This window comes from Actinomycetota bacterium, assembly GCA_019347675.1.
Classification (GTDB): domain Bacteria; phylum Actinomycetota; class Nitriliruptoria; order Nitriliruptorales; family JAHWKO01; genus JAHWKW01.
Genome location: JAHWKW010000001.1, coordinates 178,087 through 193,106, shown reverse-complemented (window position 1 = coordinate 193,106; position 15,020 = coordinate 178,087). Strand labels below are relative to the sequence as shown.

Annotated in this window: 17 protein-coding genes and 1 pseudogene; 8 read left to right on the top strand and 10 right to left on the bottom strand. The window is 71.5% G+C overall.

Annotation, left to right across the window (positions count from 1 at the left end):
* Window positions 1–20 precede the first annotated feature (20 nt).
* The 7 genes from KY462_00960 to KY462_00930 all read right to left on the bottom strand — a co-directional run bounded on the left by KY462_00960 (window position 21) and on the right by KY462_00930 (window position 6,607).
* Window positions 21–1,400: a hypothetical protein gene (locus tag KY462_00960; protein ID MBW3576314.1), complete on the bottom strand. Its 1,380-nt coding sequence runs from the start codon at window positions 1,398–1,400 to the stop codon at window positions 21–23.
* Window positions 1,401–1,542: 142 nt separating this feature from the next.
* Window positions 1,543–2,817 (bottom strand): AI-2E family transporter, encoded by a 1,275-nt coding sequence (locus KY462_00955; GenBank protein MBW3576313.1) that lies wholly within the window; start codon window positions 2,815–2,817, stop codon window positions 1,543–1,545.
* Window positions 2,818–3,088: 271 nt separating this feature from the next.
* Window positions 3,089–3,592 (bottom strand): hypothetical protein, encoded by a 504-nt coding sequence (locus KY462_00950; GenBank protein MBW3576312.1) that lies wholly within the window; start codon window positions 3,590–3,592, stop codon window positions 3,089–3,091.
* A complete protein-coding gene (locus KY462_00945) occupies window positions 3,592–4,644 on the bottom strand; it encodes a galactose oxidase (protein MBW3576311.1) in 1,053 nt (350 codons plus the stop codon). The genes KY462_00950 and KY462_00945 overlap by 1 nt, the downstream gene beginning before the upstream one ends.
* The gene (locus tag KY462_00940) at window positions 4,628–4,939 is read right to left on the bottom strand and encodes a hypothetical protein (protein ID MBW3576310.1); all 312 of its coding nucleotides are present in this window, start codon (window positions 4,937–4,939) and stop codon (window positions 4,628–4,630) included. The genes KY462_00945 and KY462_00940 overlap by 17 nt, the downstream gene beginning before the upstream one ends.
* Before the next feature lie 83 nt (window positions 4,940–5,022).
* Complete coding sequence (locus tag KY462_00935) at window positions 5,023–6,141, bottom strand: VIT1/CCC1 transporter family protein (GenBank protein ID MBW3576309.1); 1,119 nt, start codon at window positions 6,139–6,141, stop codon at window positions 5,023–5,025.
* Entirely contained in the window at window positions 6,134–6,607 is a 474-nt protein-coding gene (locus KY462_00930) for an SRPBCC family protein (GenBank protein ID MBW3576308.1), read from the bottom strand. The genes KY462_00935 and KY462_00930 overlap by 8 nt, the downstream gene beginning before the upstream one ends.
* A 114-nt stretch (window positions 6,608–6,721) precedes the next feature.
* Between KY462_00930 and KY462_00925 the strand changes: the two genes are divergently transcribed.
* Both KY462_00925 and KY462_00920 read left to right on the top strand, forming a co-directional pair.
* On the top strand, window positions 6,722–7,492 hold the full coding sequence (locus KY462_00925) for an alpha/beta hydrolase (protein ID MBW3576307.1): 771 nt from the start codon (window positions 6,722–6,724) through the stop codon (window positions 7,490–7,492).
* A gap of 39 nt (window positions 7,493–7,531) precedes the next feature.
* Complete coding sequence (locus tag KY462_00920) at window positions 7,532–8,104, top strand: hypothetical protein (protein MBW3576306.1); 573 nt, start codon at window positions 7,532–7,534, stop codon at window positions 8,102–8,104.
* A 19-nt stretch (window positions 8,105–8,123) separates the two neighbouring features.
* On the opposite strand, the gene KY462_00915 is transcribed toward KY462_00920, so the two are convergent.
* The gene (locus KY462_00915; GenBank protein ID MBW3576305.1) at window positions 8,124–8,438 is read right to left on the bottom strand and encodes a DivIVA domain-containing protein; all 315 of its coding nucleotides are present in this window, start codon (window positions 8,436–8,438) and stop codon (window positions 8,124–8,126) included.
* Between the two features lie 189 nt (window positions 8,439–8,627).
* On the opposite strand from KY462_00915, the gene folP reads away from it, so the two are divergent.
* Window positions 8,628–9,437, top strand: coding sequence for a dihydropteroate synthase (gene folP / locus KY462_00910; GenBank protein ID MBW3576304.1), 810 nt, complete (start codon window positions 8,628–8,630; stop codon window positions 9,435–9,437).
* Here folP and KY462_00905 read toward each other — a convergent pair whose 3' ends face one another.
* Complete coding sequence (locus KY462_00905) at window positions 9,438–10,046, bottom strand: CoA-binding protein (protein MBW3576303.1); 609 nt, start codon at window positions 10,044–10,046, stop codon at window positions 9,438–9,440.
* On the opposite strand from KY462_00905, the pseudogene KY462_00900 reads away from it, so the two are divergent.
* The 5 genes and pseudogenes from KY462_00900 to KY462_00880 all read left to right on the top strand — a co-directional run bounded on the left by KY462_00900 (window position 9,996) and on the right by KY462_00880 (window position 14,647).
* Window positions 9,996–10,271: pseudogene (locus KY462_00900) on the top strand ((2Fe-2S) ferredoxin domain-containing protein). The gene KY462_00905 and the pseudogene KY462_00900 sit on opposite strands and share 51 nt — an antisense overlap.
* Window positions 10,272–10,593: 322 nt before the next feature.
* On the top strand, window positions 10,594–11,604 hold the full coding sequence (locus tag KY462_00895) for a L,D-transpeptidase/peptidoglycan binding protein (protein ID MBW3576302.1): 1,011 nt from the start codon (window positions 10,594–10,596) through the stop codon (window positions 11,602–11,604).
* Window positions 11,605–11,689: 85 nt separating this feature from the next.
* The gene (gene hppD, locus KY462_00890) at window positions 11,690–12,799 is read left to right on the top strand and encodes a 4-hydroxyphenylpyruvate dioxygenase (protein MBW3576301.1); all 1,110 of its coding nucleotides are present in this window, start codon (window positions 11,690–11,692) and stop codon (window positions 12,797–12,799) included.
* A gap of 122 nt (window positions 12,800–12,921) precedes the next feature.
* Window positions 12,922–13,479 (top strand): dCMP deaminase family protein, encoded by a 558-nt coding sequence (locus tag KY462_00885; protein MBW3576300.1) that lies wholly within the window; start codon window positions 12,922–12,924, stop codon window positions 13,477–13,479.
* A gap of 49 nt (window positions 13,480–13,528) precedes the next feature.
* Window positions 13,529–14,647 carry a Coenzyme F420 hydrogenase/dehydrogenase, beta subunit C-terminal domain gene (locus KY462_00880; GenBank protein ID MBW3576299.1) on the top strand — a complete coding sequence of 373 codons (1,119 nt, stop codon included), beginning with the start codon at window positions 13,529–13,531 and terminating at the stop codon, window positions 14,645–14,647.
* Between the two features lie 16 nt (window positions 14,648–14,663).
* Here KY462_00880 and KY462_00875 read toward each other — a convergent pair whose 3' ends face one another.
* Window positions 14,664–14,990: a ferredoxin family protein gene (locus tag KY462_00875; protein MBW3576298.1), complete on the bottom strand. Its 327-nt coding sequence runs from the start codon at window positions 14,988–14,990 to the stop codon at window positions 14,664–14,666.
* Between the last annotated feature and the right edge of the window lie 30 nt (window positions 14,991–15,020).

Below are 15,020 nucleotides of genomic sequence, written 5' to 3'. Positions count from 1 at the left end.
CCGAGGGCGGTGTCGGCCGATCAGGCAGGTGGCGGACGGCTGTTGTCCGTCGCGGTCGCCAGCGGAACGCTCAGCAGGCTGGTCAGGTAAATCGGGAACACGAACCGGAACTCCTGCGCCATCACGATCAGGAGCTCGTTGACGACCAAAGCGCCAACGAGAAGGGCGGGCCACAGCAGCCGCCACTGTGTGCGTGTCCCAACGACAATGAAAGCAGCGACGGCGGCCAGCAGCGGCAAGGCGGGCCGCCACAGCACACCGAGAACGCTGGGCGATTCGGCCCACACGAACACGTGGCGGGTCACCCGGTAGGCAACCCCGGAGAGCGGCTGCCGGGCGATCCCGAGACCATTGTCGGGGATGGCGTAGGGCGGACGCTGCAGGTACGCGTCGGCGGGTTGGCGGGGGATCGCAAGGTAGGAGGCATTGCACAGGTGGTTGGCCGCCACGGTCAGTGGTCGTGACGCAACGGCGTGGAGGGCGACGCGCACGAACCGGGACTGATCTTCGAGGAGAGCTCCTCTGTTGAAGGCGGGATGGTAGGAGACTCGGTTGACGTCGTCGCAGGTGTGGTCATCCCACACCTCGTACGGGGCGATGCGCGTCAGGTACTCGCGCTGATCGGCGGTGAACGCCTGCGGATGCTGATCGAAGACCACGGCGACGTCGCTGATGAAGGGGTCGACGTAGAGCCTGGTGGTGTCGACGTCCGCCAGCCTGTAGACGCCCAGCTGCATGCTCACCACAAGTAGGACGGCGGTGGCGAGAACCACCAAGACCTGGCGGAGCCGGCGTCGGTAGGCGATGGCGATTCCCACAGCCACGATGGCTGCGGGAAGGATGCCGTTGTGCCGGAACAGGGTCAGCAGGCCGAGAGCAAGCCCGATGCGCAACGCTGTCGTGGGGCTGAACCAAGCCGCGTCCTGGTCGTTGCCGAGATGCACGAACTCTGCGAAGAGCCACACGACTGCGATCGTGTACGGCACGTCCTTCCACAGCGCGACGGTTGTCTGTGAGACGGGAGGCAGCGCGGCGATCAGCCATACCGCGCCCACCGCCAAGCGTGCGTCGACGCCGCTCTCGTCTAGCCGCGCGGCGACATAGCCCAACGCAGCAGCCATCGCCACGGCCTGGGCAAGCGTGACAGCTCCGGGGGTGTCCCACAGACGAGTGATCGCCCAGATCAGGAAAGTGTGTGACGCCGGATGAACGTCGTTGAACTCAACGGTGTCGACCTGGCGGAGCTGATCAAGCGAGTCGGGTGAGAGGAACCCGGGGAACCAACCGGCCCACCATGCAAGGAAGACGATCAGTGCTCCCGCGGAGGCGGCGACGCCCGTGCGGGCACGGGACGCTGGCTGACCATCGCGAGGGACCTGGGCTCCGCACCTGGACGTCACCCGACGGTCGCAACAGGATCGGCGTGGACGTCGACGGGGAGGTCGCCCGCTCCGATCCTCCGGTCATCCACGTCGAGGCGGACGCCGGGTAGCCAGCCGATCGGGTCGCGTTCCGCGGACGCTGCGACGACGACGCGCTGCCTTAGGACTGGTCCGCGGCGGGCCGCTGCGACGACGACGCGCCGTCCTCGGCCTCGTTCGCGGGGCGCGGCTCGGCGTCGTCCGGGTCCGGCTCGGCGCTCGCCGCCTCACGTCCAGCACGCTGAGAGCCTGGATCGCTGCTGTCGTGGTCGCTGCCCGAGCGCACCTCGTTCCCGACGGCCGCGAGGACGGCCGTGACCGGGACAGCCAGGAACGCGCCGGCGATGCCAGCGATGGTCGCCCCGGCGGTGAGCGCCAGCAGGATCACGACCGGATGCAGCTGGACCGCTCGCCCCATCACCACCGGCTGCAGGAAGTTGCCCTCGATCTGCTGCACGGCGACGAACAGGACGAGCACCAGCAGTGCGTCGACCGGCCCGCCGCTGACGACTGCGACCAGCACCGCGACCAGCCCGGCCGCGAACGCACCGACGATCGGGATGAAGCCACCGAAGAACGTCAGCAGCATCAACGGCAGGACCAGCGGCACACCGATCAGGACGAGCCCCAGGCCGACCGCGATCGCGTCGACCGCCGCCACGATCACCACGCCGTGCGTGTAGCCGGTCAGCGTGGCCCACGCACGTTCTGCGGCACGCTGCACCGTGGCGCGCCGCCCATCCGGGACCTGGCGCAGGATCCACCCGGCGATCGGTTCGCTGTCTTTGACGAAGAAGAACAGCACGATCAGGCTGAGCACCAATATCGTCATGATCTCGGCGACCAGCGCCAGGCCGGTGAACGCCCCGGTCAGGATCCGGCCGGCGTTGTCCCGGGCCTGCTGCGCCGCTCGGTCGACGAGCTGCCGGAGCTGGTCGGCGGAGACCGGCAGCGGCGAGCCCTGAAGCCACTGCAGGATGGACTCCCAGCCCTGCTGGACCTGCTGGCCGAGCTGTCCCATCTGGGACATGAACAGCGGGATCGCCACGCCGATCAGACCCGCGATGACCACTATCCCGCCGAGGACGGTGGCGGCCGCCGCCGAGGTGCGGGGCAGGCCCACCCGCTCCATCCAGCGGGCGGCCGGAACCGCGAGCGTGGCGAGGAACAGCGCGATGACGACCGGAGCCGTTGCCAGGTACAGACGTGCGAAGATCGCCAGCGCCAGCGCCGCGCCCGCCGCCACCACCAGCAGGCGCCCGCCGACCGCCGCGGAAGTGCTGAGCCAAGCCGGGACGGGGTCCGCTGACGGGTCGTGTGCCACGATCCGGTGGCCGCCGCGGCGGTCGGTCAGGGCAGCGGCGCCGGTCCACTCGCGCGAGGTCCTGTCGCCCACAGACCGTGAGCACCTGGTCGGTGCTGGTGGTACGGCGCCCGCGTCACCTGGCCCTGTTCGGTCATGACCTGCTCCTGTATCGCCGTCGTCGGAGGCTGTTCTGGCAACCGGGTTTCTGGCAACCGGGCAGGCTCCAGAGGCACCTCGACCTCGCCGACCGGTTCCGCGAAGGCCGTTCAGGTGGCGCGGCATCCTCGCCGATGCACGGGGGCCGGTCAAGGCTGCGGCGAGGATCGTCCGCTCTGCGGACGTCGACAGGGCGTCCGGCTGTTCAGGCGTCGGGGCGGACGTTGAAGGCGCCGGTCACCCGACCCTTGCCGAACCCCAGCGCGAACGTCGCCGCGTACCGCGGGTCGGCTTCGCGGACCACGACTGAACCGGACGTCGCGAACTGGCGCTGCTGGCCGCGACGGACCTCGATCACCACCCCGCCGGTCAGATCGTCGCAGTGGGGCAGGCAGCCGGCGCCGGCTGGTGCGACGACCGGCAACCGCTCCCCGGCCGCGAGCGCCGCCGGGTTGTCGATGACCAGCGCCAGCGGGGCGCCGTCGATCGAGAACGTCACCATGCACAGGTCCTCGTCCACACCGTCGTTGGGATCGCAGTCGCCGAGCACCACCTCGGGCTCGCCGTCGGAGACGTGGATCTGTCGTCCGCCGAGCGTGCCGGTCAGTTGGATGCCGTCGTCGGGTGCCACCGGGGCGCGCTGCACGGCCTGGGTCCCGCACCCGCCCGACAGCAGCGCGGCGGCCGCGACGACTGCGGCCCACCGCATCACGCCGTCGGCTCGCGGCGCAGCTCGATCACCTCCACCGCGTCGGAGAACGCGTAGCCGGGATCGGGGCCGCCTGCGATGGTGTAGACCCGCACGCCGATCGCCACCACGCCCAGCCCGTGGCGAGCGGTCGGCAGCGGTGGCAGGACCCGCCAGCGACCCTCACGCACGTCGAACGCCTCGGCGTCGGCGAACGTCCCGCTGGCGTCCTCCCCGCCCGCAGCGAGCACGAAGCCTGTGTCCGTGCCGGCCGCGCCGATCCCGCCTCGCGCGGTCGGCAGGTCCGGTAACCGCCGCCACTCGCCGGCTTGCGCGTCGAACTCCTCTGCGGCGGCCAGGTTCGTTCCGATCCCGCCGGTGCGTCCTCCAACCACGAACAGCCGGTCCTCGGTCGCTGCGACCCCCAGGTGCTCACGGAGGGTGGGAGGCCCCGGCGCCGTGCGCCATGAACCGGTGCCCGGATCGAAGATCAGCAGGGTGTCCGCCAGACCGTTCCGGCCCACCCCGCCGGCGACGTACACCTCGCCGGCCACCGCCGCCGCCCCGCCGGCGGCACGAGGTTCGGGAAGACGAGGAAGCTCCTGCCAGGCGCCCTCGTGCAGCCGGAACGCCCGATCCGAGGGGCGCGCGAGGCCGGGGCCGAGGTAACCGCCGAGGACGTAGACGGAGCCGTCCAGGCCGGTGGACATGGCGTGGTTGACGCTGACAGGCAGGTCGGGACCGTTGCGCCAGGCGCCAGCCCGCGGGTCGAAGATCTCCACCGTGGGGACGGTGTCACCGCCCTCCACGAACCCGCCGACCACCACGATCTCTTCCCCGTCGGTGGCGGCCGTCACCTCCGTGCGCCGCGACGGTGCGGCCACCAGGCGCTCCCAGCCGCCGGCCTGCGGCGCGGTCTGCGCGTCGGTCGCCGTTGCCGCGGTCGGCGCGGCTGCGGTCGGCGAGGACGGCGGCGGCGCCGGATCCGAACCGCGTGCGCACGCCACCACCAGGACGGCACCGGCCAACGTCGCCCAGGCCCCGCCGCGACGCACGTCAGCGGTGCGTGGCAAGCGCGGCAGCGGCGCGGCGGACCTCGGCCAGCGTGTCATCCAGCCCGGCGGGGACCTGCCCCGACACGTGCAAGTAGCGCGCCATCTGGCTGAGGTGGTCGCCGAGGCGCGCCAGCTCGCGACGGGCATCGTCGGTGACGGTCGGCACCTGCCCCGCGGCCACGCGCACCACAGCGCGCACCCAGTCGCCGAGGTCGTCGTGCCCGGCCGCCTGCCGGCGTCGCTCCCAGCCCTGCCACTCGTCCTCGGTCAGGTACACGGAGACCACACGGGTGCGCTGCTGGTCATCCGACACGGTCGGCCCTCTCCCCGCCTCCAGCGGCCGCGACGTCGGACGCTAGTTGCTCGTCCAGGGGCCGGCACCCGCACCGCGGCCGGTCAACCCACCGCGACCCCGAAGAGCGTGCCGATCAGGTAGGTGGCGGCGGCGGCCAGGACACCGACGCCGACCATACGTCCGCCAGACAAGGCCGCTCCTCGTCCGGTGAAGATCGACAGCGACGCTCCGACCGTGAGGAGCGCAGCGGCGGACAGCGCCGCCGCCGCGACCAGGGCCGCCACGCCGGCGCTGATGAGGAACGGGACGACCGGGACGGCTGCGCCCAGCGCGAACGACACGAACGACGAGATCGCGGCCACCCACGGTGACGCGAGATCCTCCGGGTCGACGCCCAGCTCCTCGCGGGCCAGCGTGTCCAGCGCGGCGTCGGGGTCGGACATGATCCGCGCGGCGACCGCTTCGGCCTCGGCGTGCGCCATGCCCTTGGCGCGGAAGATCAGGGCGAGCTCTGCCTGCTCCTCCTCCGGCCACCGGCGCAGCTCCTCGCGTTCGATGGCGATCTCGCGCTGGTACAGCTCGGTCTGGGAGCGCACGGAGATCCACTCGCCCGTCCCCATCGAGAAAGCGCCGGCGAACAGGCCGGCCACCCCCGCCAGCAGGATGACGCGGTTGTCCTGCGTCCCACCGGCGACTCCCATCACCAGCGAGAAGTTCGAAACGAGACCGTCGTTGACGCCGAACACGGCAGCGCGCAACGCCCCGCCCGCGCCGGTCCGGTGGCGACCCTCGGACGTGGCGATGCGGCCACCTGCGGTGGACACGCCTCCGACCGCCGCCAGGACGCGGCCGTGAGCGATCTCCTCCTGCGACATCGCTTCGGGAGCATGCGCCACCGTCCGGTACTTGTCGGCGTCGGTGGCCTCTGCACGGATCACGATCGGGAGGACAGCGTGGATGCCGAAGCGGCGAGCGACGAGGACCAGCAACCGGGTCCGCAGGTCCGGCCGAGGCCGGCGCAGGTCGTCCACGCCGGCTTCCGACAGCAGCTCGGCCCAGTGGGCGGCGTGGCGCTCTTCGGTCTCGGCCAGGGCGAGGAAGACGTCGCGTCGGTCGCCCGCGTGCTCAGCGAGACGCCGGTACAGGTCCGCCGCCCGCAGCTCGTCTTCCCAGAACTCACGGAAGCGGGTCGCGTCTTTGGCGTCGAGCGCCTCACCCATCGCGGCGCACCTCGTCCCGGCGGTGGGCCTCCCGTTGGCAGATCCGGGCGAAGGCGTCCAGGCTCCGTCCGAACAGCCGCACCAGGTACGGGCGCACGACCAGGGATGCGCCAAGATCCCCCAACGCACCCAACGGCGGATCGACCTCCTCCCACCACACCAGGTGCGTGCCACCGTCGGCCGGCTCCAGGACGAACGCGCCGACGCCGCTGATCAGGCGACCGGTGTGCCGGACCTCGAGCATGCGTGGCGGCTCCCACACGGTGACCCGCATCGTGTCCTGCACCGTCAGGCCCACGATCCGGGTCGGGACGCGCAGCTCCACGCCCGTCCCCTGGCGTCGGTCTCCGGTGACGTGCACCGCACGCGCATCGACCATCCACTCGGCCTGACGCTCCCAGTCGGTGAGCACCTGCCACACCACGCTCGGCGGCGCGGCCAGCTCCCGGCTGACTGCGACCCGCAACAGCTGCCTCCGCGTCGTCGCTCCGACCGTCGCTAGGCTCGGTCCTCAACATCCCGGCCGGCCGACGCCACACCGCGGGCGGTTGCCCGGCCGGTGACACCGACAGGGACCACGATGTTCGCCGAGATCGACGGCTGCACGCTGCACTACCTTAGCTACGGTGAGGGACCGCCGGTCGTGCTCGTCCACGGGCTCGGCGGGACCGCCAGCGTCTGGCACGGCGTCATGCAGGCCCTGCAGCAGCACCACCACGTGGTCGCGCTCGACCTGCGCGGTCACGGCCGCTCCGATGGCAAGGGCCGCTTCAGCATCGATGGGTGGGCCAACGACCTGCGTGGCCTGATCCGTCACCTGGACCTCACCGCAGTGACCCTGGTCGGCCACTCGCTCGGCAGCCTGATCGTCCAGCATCTGGCGCACAGCGACCCGGACATCTGTGACGAGATGGTGCTGGTGGGCGGCATCTCGTACTTCCAGCCGCCGACGTCCGATGCGTACCGCGACCGGGCGGACATCGTCGAGCGCGACGGGATGGATGCCGTGGTGGACGCCTGGCTCGATGGGGCCGTCTCCGCACAGACCCACGCCACCATGCCCGGCGCGGTCGGCTTGCTCCGGGAGATGTTCGTGCGCAACGACCCGGTGATGTACGCCAAGTCCTGCCGGGCACTGGTCAAGGCGCCGCAGATCCCCCGCACGGAGATCGGCCAACCGACCCTCGCGGTGGTCGGCGCGCATGACCGCTCCACGCCGCTGGCGATGGCCGAGGAGCTGCGTCGCGACATCCCCGTGTGCCGCGTGCGGGTCATCCCGCACGTCGGGCACTGGGTGCCGATCGAAGACCCCGGCACGCTCGCCGCAGCCGTCCTCGAGTTCCTGACCTGACGTGTCACGCCGCCTGACGTGTCACGCCCCGACAGCGCCGTGACCACAGCGGGGGGCGGTCGGGTTTGGCGACGACGGCTGGCCGCTTTGGCTGCGGTGTTGGCCGCGCTGGCGGCGCTGGCGGCGCTGGCGTACGGCGGTTGGCGCCTCGTGCGAGACACCCTCGAACCGCCCGACCGGCAACGGATCGAACAGGCCGCGGAACGCGTCCAGGCCGCGGTCCCGCGCGACGAGCTCGACGCGGTGCGTGGTGCGGTCGCCCGTGCACACCAACAGCTCAACGCCGACCTCGGCTACGGCGCGATCGGCTCGCTGGATCACGGCAATTTCCGCCGGCAGACCGCCGGCCCGATCGCCGGGCAGCTGCGCGAGGTGGCGATCCGCGTCGACGACCCCGCCATCAGCCGGGACCTCGAGACGGTCGCGACCCTGCTGCAGATCGGCGCCGAACGCGGCGACCCGGAGGCGCTGCAGCTCGCCCACCGCGTCGTGCACGATCTCGATCACTTCGCGTTCAACCCGGACCCTGGCCAGCGGGAGTACTGGGGCGCGACCGTGACGCTGGAGGGCGGCGACAACCCCGCCCAGCGCTACGTCGCCCAGCACCGGTAGCCCCGCATCGGGACGCCGATCAGGGTGAGCGGTCGTCGACGTCCAGCCGGACCGCCAGCCGCTGCCGTGCCTGGGCCACGACCGACGGTCCTGCTGCGGCGTACAGCTCCTCGTAGGCGGCGGCGAGCGCGTCGAGGTGGACATCGACGTGCTCGGGGTCGTAGCCGCGCCACGCCAGCGGGAAACGGATCCGGCGGACCTCCACTGGAGTGGGGACCAGCCAGTCCGGAGGGTGCGGTCCCCGACGCGTCGCCCGGCCCCCCGCGAGCAGCGCGACCAGGACCGCGACGTAGGCCACGCCGACCGCCACCCCGACCGCCACCCACGCGCCCACGCCGACCTCCGCACCGCGGCGAGCGAGGTTAGCCTCGTGTGCGTGACCGCCGCGCACCCCCACGGCCCCGCGCCACCGCGCACGACAGGCTCCCTTGCCACGCCGCTGGGGGACGCCGTCGCGCACCGCCGCCGACCCGTGCTGGCGCTGTCGCGCCGCCGCTTCGACTTCACCCGGCGGATCGCGGTCATGGGCATCGTGAACCGCACGCCCGACTCGTTCTACCCGCCCGGCGCCACGTTCGACCTCGACGCCGCCATCGCCCGCGTCCGCAGCATGATCGCCGAAGGCGCCGACATCATCGACGTCGGCGGGGTCAAGGGCGGACCGGGCGACCCGGTCGGTCCCCTCGAGGAGCGCGCCAGGGTCGTGCCCCTGGTCGAGGCCGTCCGGGCCGAGGCCGACGTGGTCGTGTCGGTCGACACCTTCCGCGCGGAGGTCGCCGACGCGGCGCTGGAGGCCGGAGCCGACCTGGTCAACGACGTGACCGGCGCCCACGACCCCGACATCCTCGCGGTCGTCTCCGAGCGCGGTGCCGGGTACGTCGCCATGCACCACGGCGGCCGACCACGGACCCGTCCGTTCCGCCGCGGGTACCGGCCCGATGTCACGACGGCCGTCGTGGCCGAGTGCGCGACGCTGGCCGACCGCGCGATCGCCCACGGTGTCGCCCCCGACCGCATCGTGGTCGATCCCGGTCACGACTTCGTCAAGACCACCTACCACTCGCTGGAGCTCACCCGCCGCCTGCCGGAACTCGTCGCGCTCGGCTACCCGGTCCTGGTCGCCCTGTCCAACAAGGACTTCATCGGCGAGACGCTCGACGCGTCCATCGACGCGCGCGTCGACGGCAGCGTGGCGGCCGCGGTCTTCGCGATCCTGCGGGGGGCGAGCATCCTGCGGGTGCACGAGGTCGCCCGCACGGTCGACGCGGTGCGGATGACCGAGGCGCTGCTGGGCTGGCGCGCACCGACCGTGGCGGTCCGCGGCCTGGAATAGTCAGCGTGGTGGGAGCTGCATGTCGTGCTCCAGGCGGGCGACCTCCACCTTCAAACAGCGGTCCTCGACGAGGTCCAGCCCGGCTTCGGCGGCGATCCGCCGCCCGTCCGCCGACCGCAGACCCAGCTGGTACCACACCGCCTTGGCTCCGACCTCGGCAGCCTGGCGGGTGACGTCGGGCAGGTGCTGCTCGCGACGGAACACGTCGACCAGGTCGATCGTCCCCACAACGTCGGCGAGCGACGGGTACGCGCGCTCGCCCAGGACCTCGTCGGCATGGGGGTTGACCGGCACGACGTCGTAGCCCTGGGTGATCAGCGCCGCCGCCACCCCGTGACTCGGCCGGTGCGAGCTGCGCGACAGCCCGACCACGGCGATCCGACGGGTGTAGCCCAGAACCCGCCGGATGGTCGCATCCTGGTCCCCGTCGCGATCGCCCACCGCCGTCCTCCCTGCCCCGCGCAGGATGGCACGCGACGCCACGGTCGCAGGCGTCCACCCGGCCAGGCGCTTGGTACGGTCGCCGTGACGACAGGAGCGATCGTGGCGCGCGCCGGCATGCCCGAGCGGTTCGTGTTCGTGTGCATCAACGAGCGCCCCGCCGACCATCCGCGCGGGTCGTGCGTCCAACGGGGTGGCGACGCGGTGTTCAACGCGTTCCGTGAACTCACCGGCCAGCGCGGCCTGGTGGACGTGAAGGTCACGTTCACCGGGTGTCTGGAGCCATGCATGGTCGGCCCGACGGTGCTGATCGTGCCGGACAACGTCTGGTACGGCGGCGTGACGGTCGAGGACGTCCCCCTGATCATCGACCAGCACCTGATCGGCGGGGAGCCGGTGGAGTTTCTGCGCATCGGCCGGCAGGAGTTCGAGCTGTCGCCGCTGGAGGGCCGGGCCGATCTCCCGCCGGGGTTCATCCCCCCCGCCGAACCGGAGATCTGATCGCCGCGGCGTGACCCGCCGTTGACCGCACGAGCGCCGTGTCGTGGTGTCACGGGCTGCGCGACGCTGGTCATGCCCCCACCAATCCACTCGCACCGCAGACCTGACTTGTCGTACTGTGACGGACACCACCAGCGACGGGGCGCGTGTGGGGGACCTCTGGACAGCGCGACCGAGGCGGTCGGCGCGGCGCGCGTGGGCCGTCGTCACCGCGGTGATCGTGTCCGTCGTCGCCGCCACAGGCACCGCCGTCGCCAACGACATGCGCCGGTACCGCCACGCGTGGCAGGACCGTGCCTTGCCCGGCGCCGTGATCCAAGCGGTCGACCTCGCCGGCATGGACCGAACCCGAGCGCTCGCCGCGATCGAGGACGCGTTGGCGCCGGTGTTGGACCGGCCGGTGACGCTGCGGTTCGAGGACCGGACGTGGACAACGTCGTTGCGGGACCTCGGAGCCACCACGGACGCCGAGCAGGTCGTCGACGCGGCCATCGACGCCTCGCGTGACGTGTCCTGGCGGACGTTGGCCGAGGTTCGGTGGCGCGGCCGGCAGGTGCCGTTCGAAGCGACGGTCACGGTCGACCAGCCCCGCGACACGGCGCGCCAGTTGGTGCGCGCCATCGCCGACACGCTGTACATCGCCCCCGCCAACGCCGAGCTGTCGTGGAACCGCGAACGGATCTGGACCACCCCGCACCGGGTCGGCCGAGCAGTGCAGTTCGAGCCGACCGCCGAGGCGCTGCTGGCGGCGCTGCGGGGAGGGCCCGACACGGTGACGGTCGTCACCGAGGAGCTGCGACCCGAGGTGACGACGGCTGCCTACGCGCAGGTGCTGTTCCTGCGGCAAGGCCAACACCGCCTCGATCTGTACCTCGACGGCCGCGTCGCGGGCTCCTACCGGGTCGCGGTCGGGACCGGGAACGACCCGACCCCCACCGGCGTGTACCACGTCAGCCAGAAGCGGTACCGGCCGACGTGGGTCAACCCCTCCCCCAACGGCTGGGGTCGGGGCATGCCCCGGCGGATCGGGCCGGGTCCCAACAACCCACTGGGGCTGCGGGCGCTGAACTGGTCGGCCCCCGGCGCCATCCGGTTCCACGGCACCGCCAACGTCGACTCGTTGGGACGGGACGCATCGCACGGTTGCGTCCGCCTGTCCAACCCCGACATCGTCGGGCTGTACGGTCAGGTCGACGTCGGGGCGGTGATCGTCTCGATCCGCTGAACCTCGTGTTGCGGAGCCGCTCGGGCAGTGCCGTCCGTTGCTGGCGCCTGCATCATGGAGGGTCGCCGGACACACAGGAGCGCGCGTGAGCACCGCCGACCGCAACACCGAGGATCTCACGATCATCGGTTGGGATGCGATCGAGTTCTGGGTCGGGAACGCCAAGCAGGCCGCGCACTACTACCGCACCGCGTTCGGGTTCCGGCTGGTCGCCTACGCCGGTCCCGAGACCGGGCTCCGCGACCGCGCCTCGTACGTGCTGCAGCAACGCGCGGTGCGGTTGGTGGTGACCTCCGGGCTCGACCCCGACCACCCCGTCAGCCGCCATCAGGCGTTGCACGGCGACGGGATCCACGATGTGGCGTTCACGGTCCCCGACGCCGCGGAGGCGTTTAGCATAGCGGTCGCACGCGGGGCGACACCCCACCGCGACCCGGAGGTCCTCGAGGACGAGCACGGCAAAGTCGTCGCGGCCGCGATCGCAGCCTACGGCGACACGATCCACTCGTTCGTGCAGCGTGGCGACTACGGGGGCGTGTACCTCCCCGGCTACCGCCCCGTCCCCAGCGACCCGATCGCGCGTCCGGTCGGCTTGTCGAGCATCGACCACGTCGTCTGCAACGTCGAGCTCGGTGCGATGAACGACTGGGCCGACTTCTACGCCCGGATCCTGGGGTTCAGCGAGTTCCGCCACTTCTCCGACCAGGAGATCGCGACCGACTACACCGCGCTGATGTCGAAGGTGCTGTGGGACGGGATCGGCCGCATCAAGCTCCCGATCAACGAGCCGGCCGAAGGCAGACGCAGATCACAGATCGAGGAGTACCTCGAGGCCTACCGCGGGCCGGGCGTCCAGCACGTGGCGATGTCCACCCCCGACATCGTCTCGACCGTCACGGCGCTGCGAGACAACGGCGTGCAGTTCCTGGAGGTCCCCGACCAGTACTACGTCGACGCCCGCGACCGGGTCGGCGACATCGATGAGCACTGGGACGCGCTGCAGCACCTGGGGATCCTCGTCGACCGCGACGAGGAGGGCTACCTGCTGCAGATCTTCACCGAGCCGGTGCAGGACCGCCCCACCCTGTTCTACGAGATCATCCAGCGGCACGGCGCCACCGGCTTCGGCGTGGGCAACTTCAAGGCGCTGTTCGAAGCGATCGAACGCGCGCAGGCCAGACGCGGCAACCTGTGACCGCCTTGGCGGGCCGCGTCCGCCGGGGGCGCAACCTGCGGCGTTGGCGGCCACACCACCGTTCGCGGTGCTAGCCTGCCGACCGTCTCGCGGTCCCACCGCCTTCCCCGGGACGTCGGGTGATGTTCCGCGCTGCGGCGTGGGGGAGGTTCCTCGTGCGTACGTCCTGGGATCCATCGAGCGTCGCCCACCCTGACCGCCAGTCGTGGGACGAGTACTTCCTCGATCTCGCCCGCGCCGCCTCCACCCGGGCGACGTGCGTGCGCCGCAAGCACGGCGCGGTGATCGTGCGCAGCCGCCGCATCGTCGCGACCGGGTACAACGGCGCCCCGTCGGGCTACCCCCACTGTGCCGACGGCGCGTGTCCCCGGGCGCGCTCCGACGCTCCACAGGGCCACGACTACGAGTCGTGCACCGCCATCCACGCCGAAGCCAACGCGCTGCTGTTCTCGTCGCCCGAGGAGCGCGACGGCGCGACCCTGTACTGCACCGGGGCGCCGTGCTTCGGATGCGCGAAGCTCATCGCCAACTCGGGGATCGCCGAGGTCGTGGCCTCCGGCGGTCGCTACGACGGCTGGGAGCATGTCCGCGACTTCCTGCGGGCGTGCGGCGTCCGCATCAGGCTCCTCGACGGGTTTGAGGGCAGCCCGGCGCTGGACCTGGCGTCCGCCACGGGGTGAGCCGTACCCTGCACCCGCGCCGCGCATGCGGTGGCGGGAAGGGGATGCAGTGGGCGACGTCCACTGGCGAGAGCTCTACCACGAGGTCGTCGACACCGGACTGTGCACGGGATGCGCCGCCTGCGTGATGGCCTGCCCCCCGGACGTGCTGGGCTACACGTCGGAGTACCTCCCCGTGCAGATCGGCGACGGCATGGGGATCGACCAGTGCCTGACCGGCGACCGCGGATGCGACATCTGCACCCGAGCCTGTCCCCGCTTCCGCGCCTGGGAGTCCGAGCTCGACACGGAACTGTTCGGCCGTCTCCGCCGACCCGACGAGGTCTCCGGCGTCGCGCGGTCGCTGCTGCTGGCTCGCGCCACCGACGAGGCGATCCACCTCGCCGGACAGGACGGGGGGTTGGTGTCGGTCCTGCTGATCTGGGGCTTGGAGACCGACCGCATCGAGGCTGCTCTGACCTCTCGGATCGTCGATGGCGGGCGTGGCCCGTTCGACGCCGAGCCGTTCCTGGCCCGCACCCGCGAGGACGTCGTGGCCACGGCCGGGTCACGCTACACCTACTCGGCGAACCCCCTGGCGATGCAACAGGCCGACGCCGAACGGCTCCGCCAGGTCGCGTTGGTCGGGATGTCCTGCCAGGCGTCGATCAACGGGACGGTCGCAGCGCGGGGCGTCAACAAGTACCGGCGGAAGATCGCGCTGACCATCGGGCTGCTGTGCTCGAAGACGTTCACCTACGACGGGCAGCGCCAGGTCCTCGCCGCCCACGGCATCGACATCGCCGACGTCATCAAGGTCAACGTCAAGGGCCGGTTCATGGTGTGGACCCGCGACGGCCGGTACGTCGAGATCCCGCTCAAGGAGCTGCATCCCCACACCCGACCCGGTTGCAAGCTGTGCCCCGACTTCGCTGCCGAACACGCCGACATCTCCACCGGGGGGATCGGGAAGGACAACGACTGGACGCTGGCGATGGTGCGCACGGCGCGGGGCGAGGAGTGGATGCGCGGCGTGATCGACGCCGGCCTCGTGGAGGTCCGTCCGGCTGAAGACGACGACGTCGCGATGAACCTGCTCGCCAAGCTGTCGATGACGTCGCGCAAGCGCTGGCCGGGTGACCTGCTTCCCGAGGCCGCCCGGACCCCGGGGATCCTGCCGCTCGGTTGAGTCGCGGCTCCGGCGGCTACAGCACCTCCCGGTCGACGACCTTGGGGTGGTCCGCGTCGACCTTCCCCACCTGGAAGGCCCCGCCCGGAGAGCCCAGCCCGGTCACGGAATCCTCGAAGAACTCGGCGTTGATCGCGGTGAACTCCGCCCACTCCTCGGGAACGTCGTCCTCGTAGGCGATCGCCTCCACCGGGCAGACCGGCTCGCAGGCCGCGCAGTCGATGCACTCGATCGGGTGGATGTACAGCATCCGCTCGCCCTCGTAGATGCAGTCCACGGGGCACTCCTCGACGCAGGCCTTGTCCTTGACGTCGATGCAGGGCTCGGCGATCACATACGTCACCAGGGTCTCCTGTGTTTCCGGGCGGGCCGT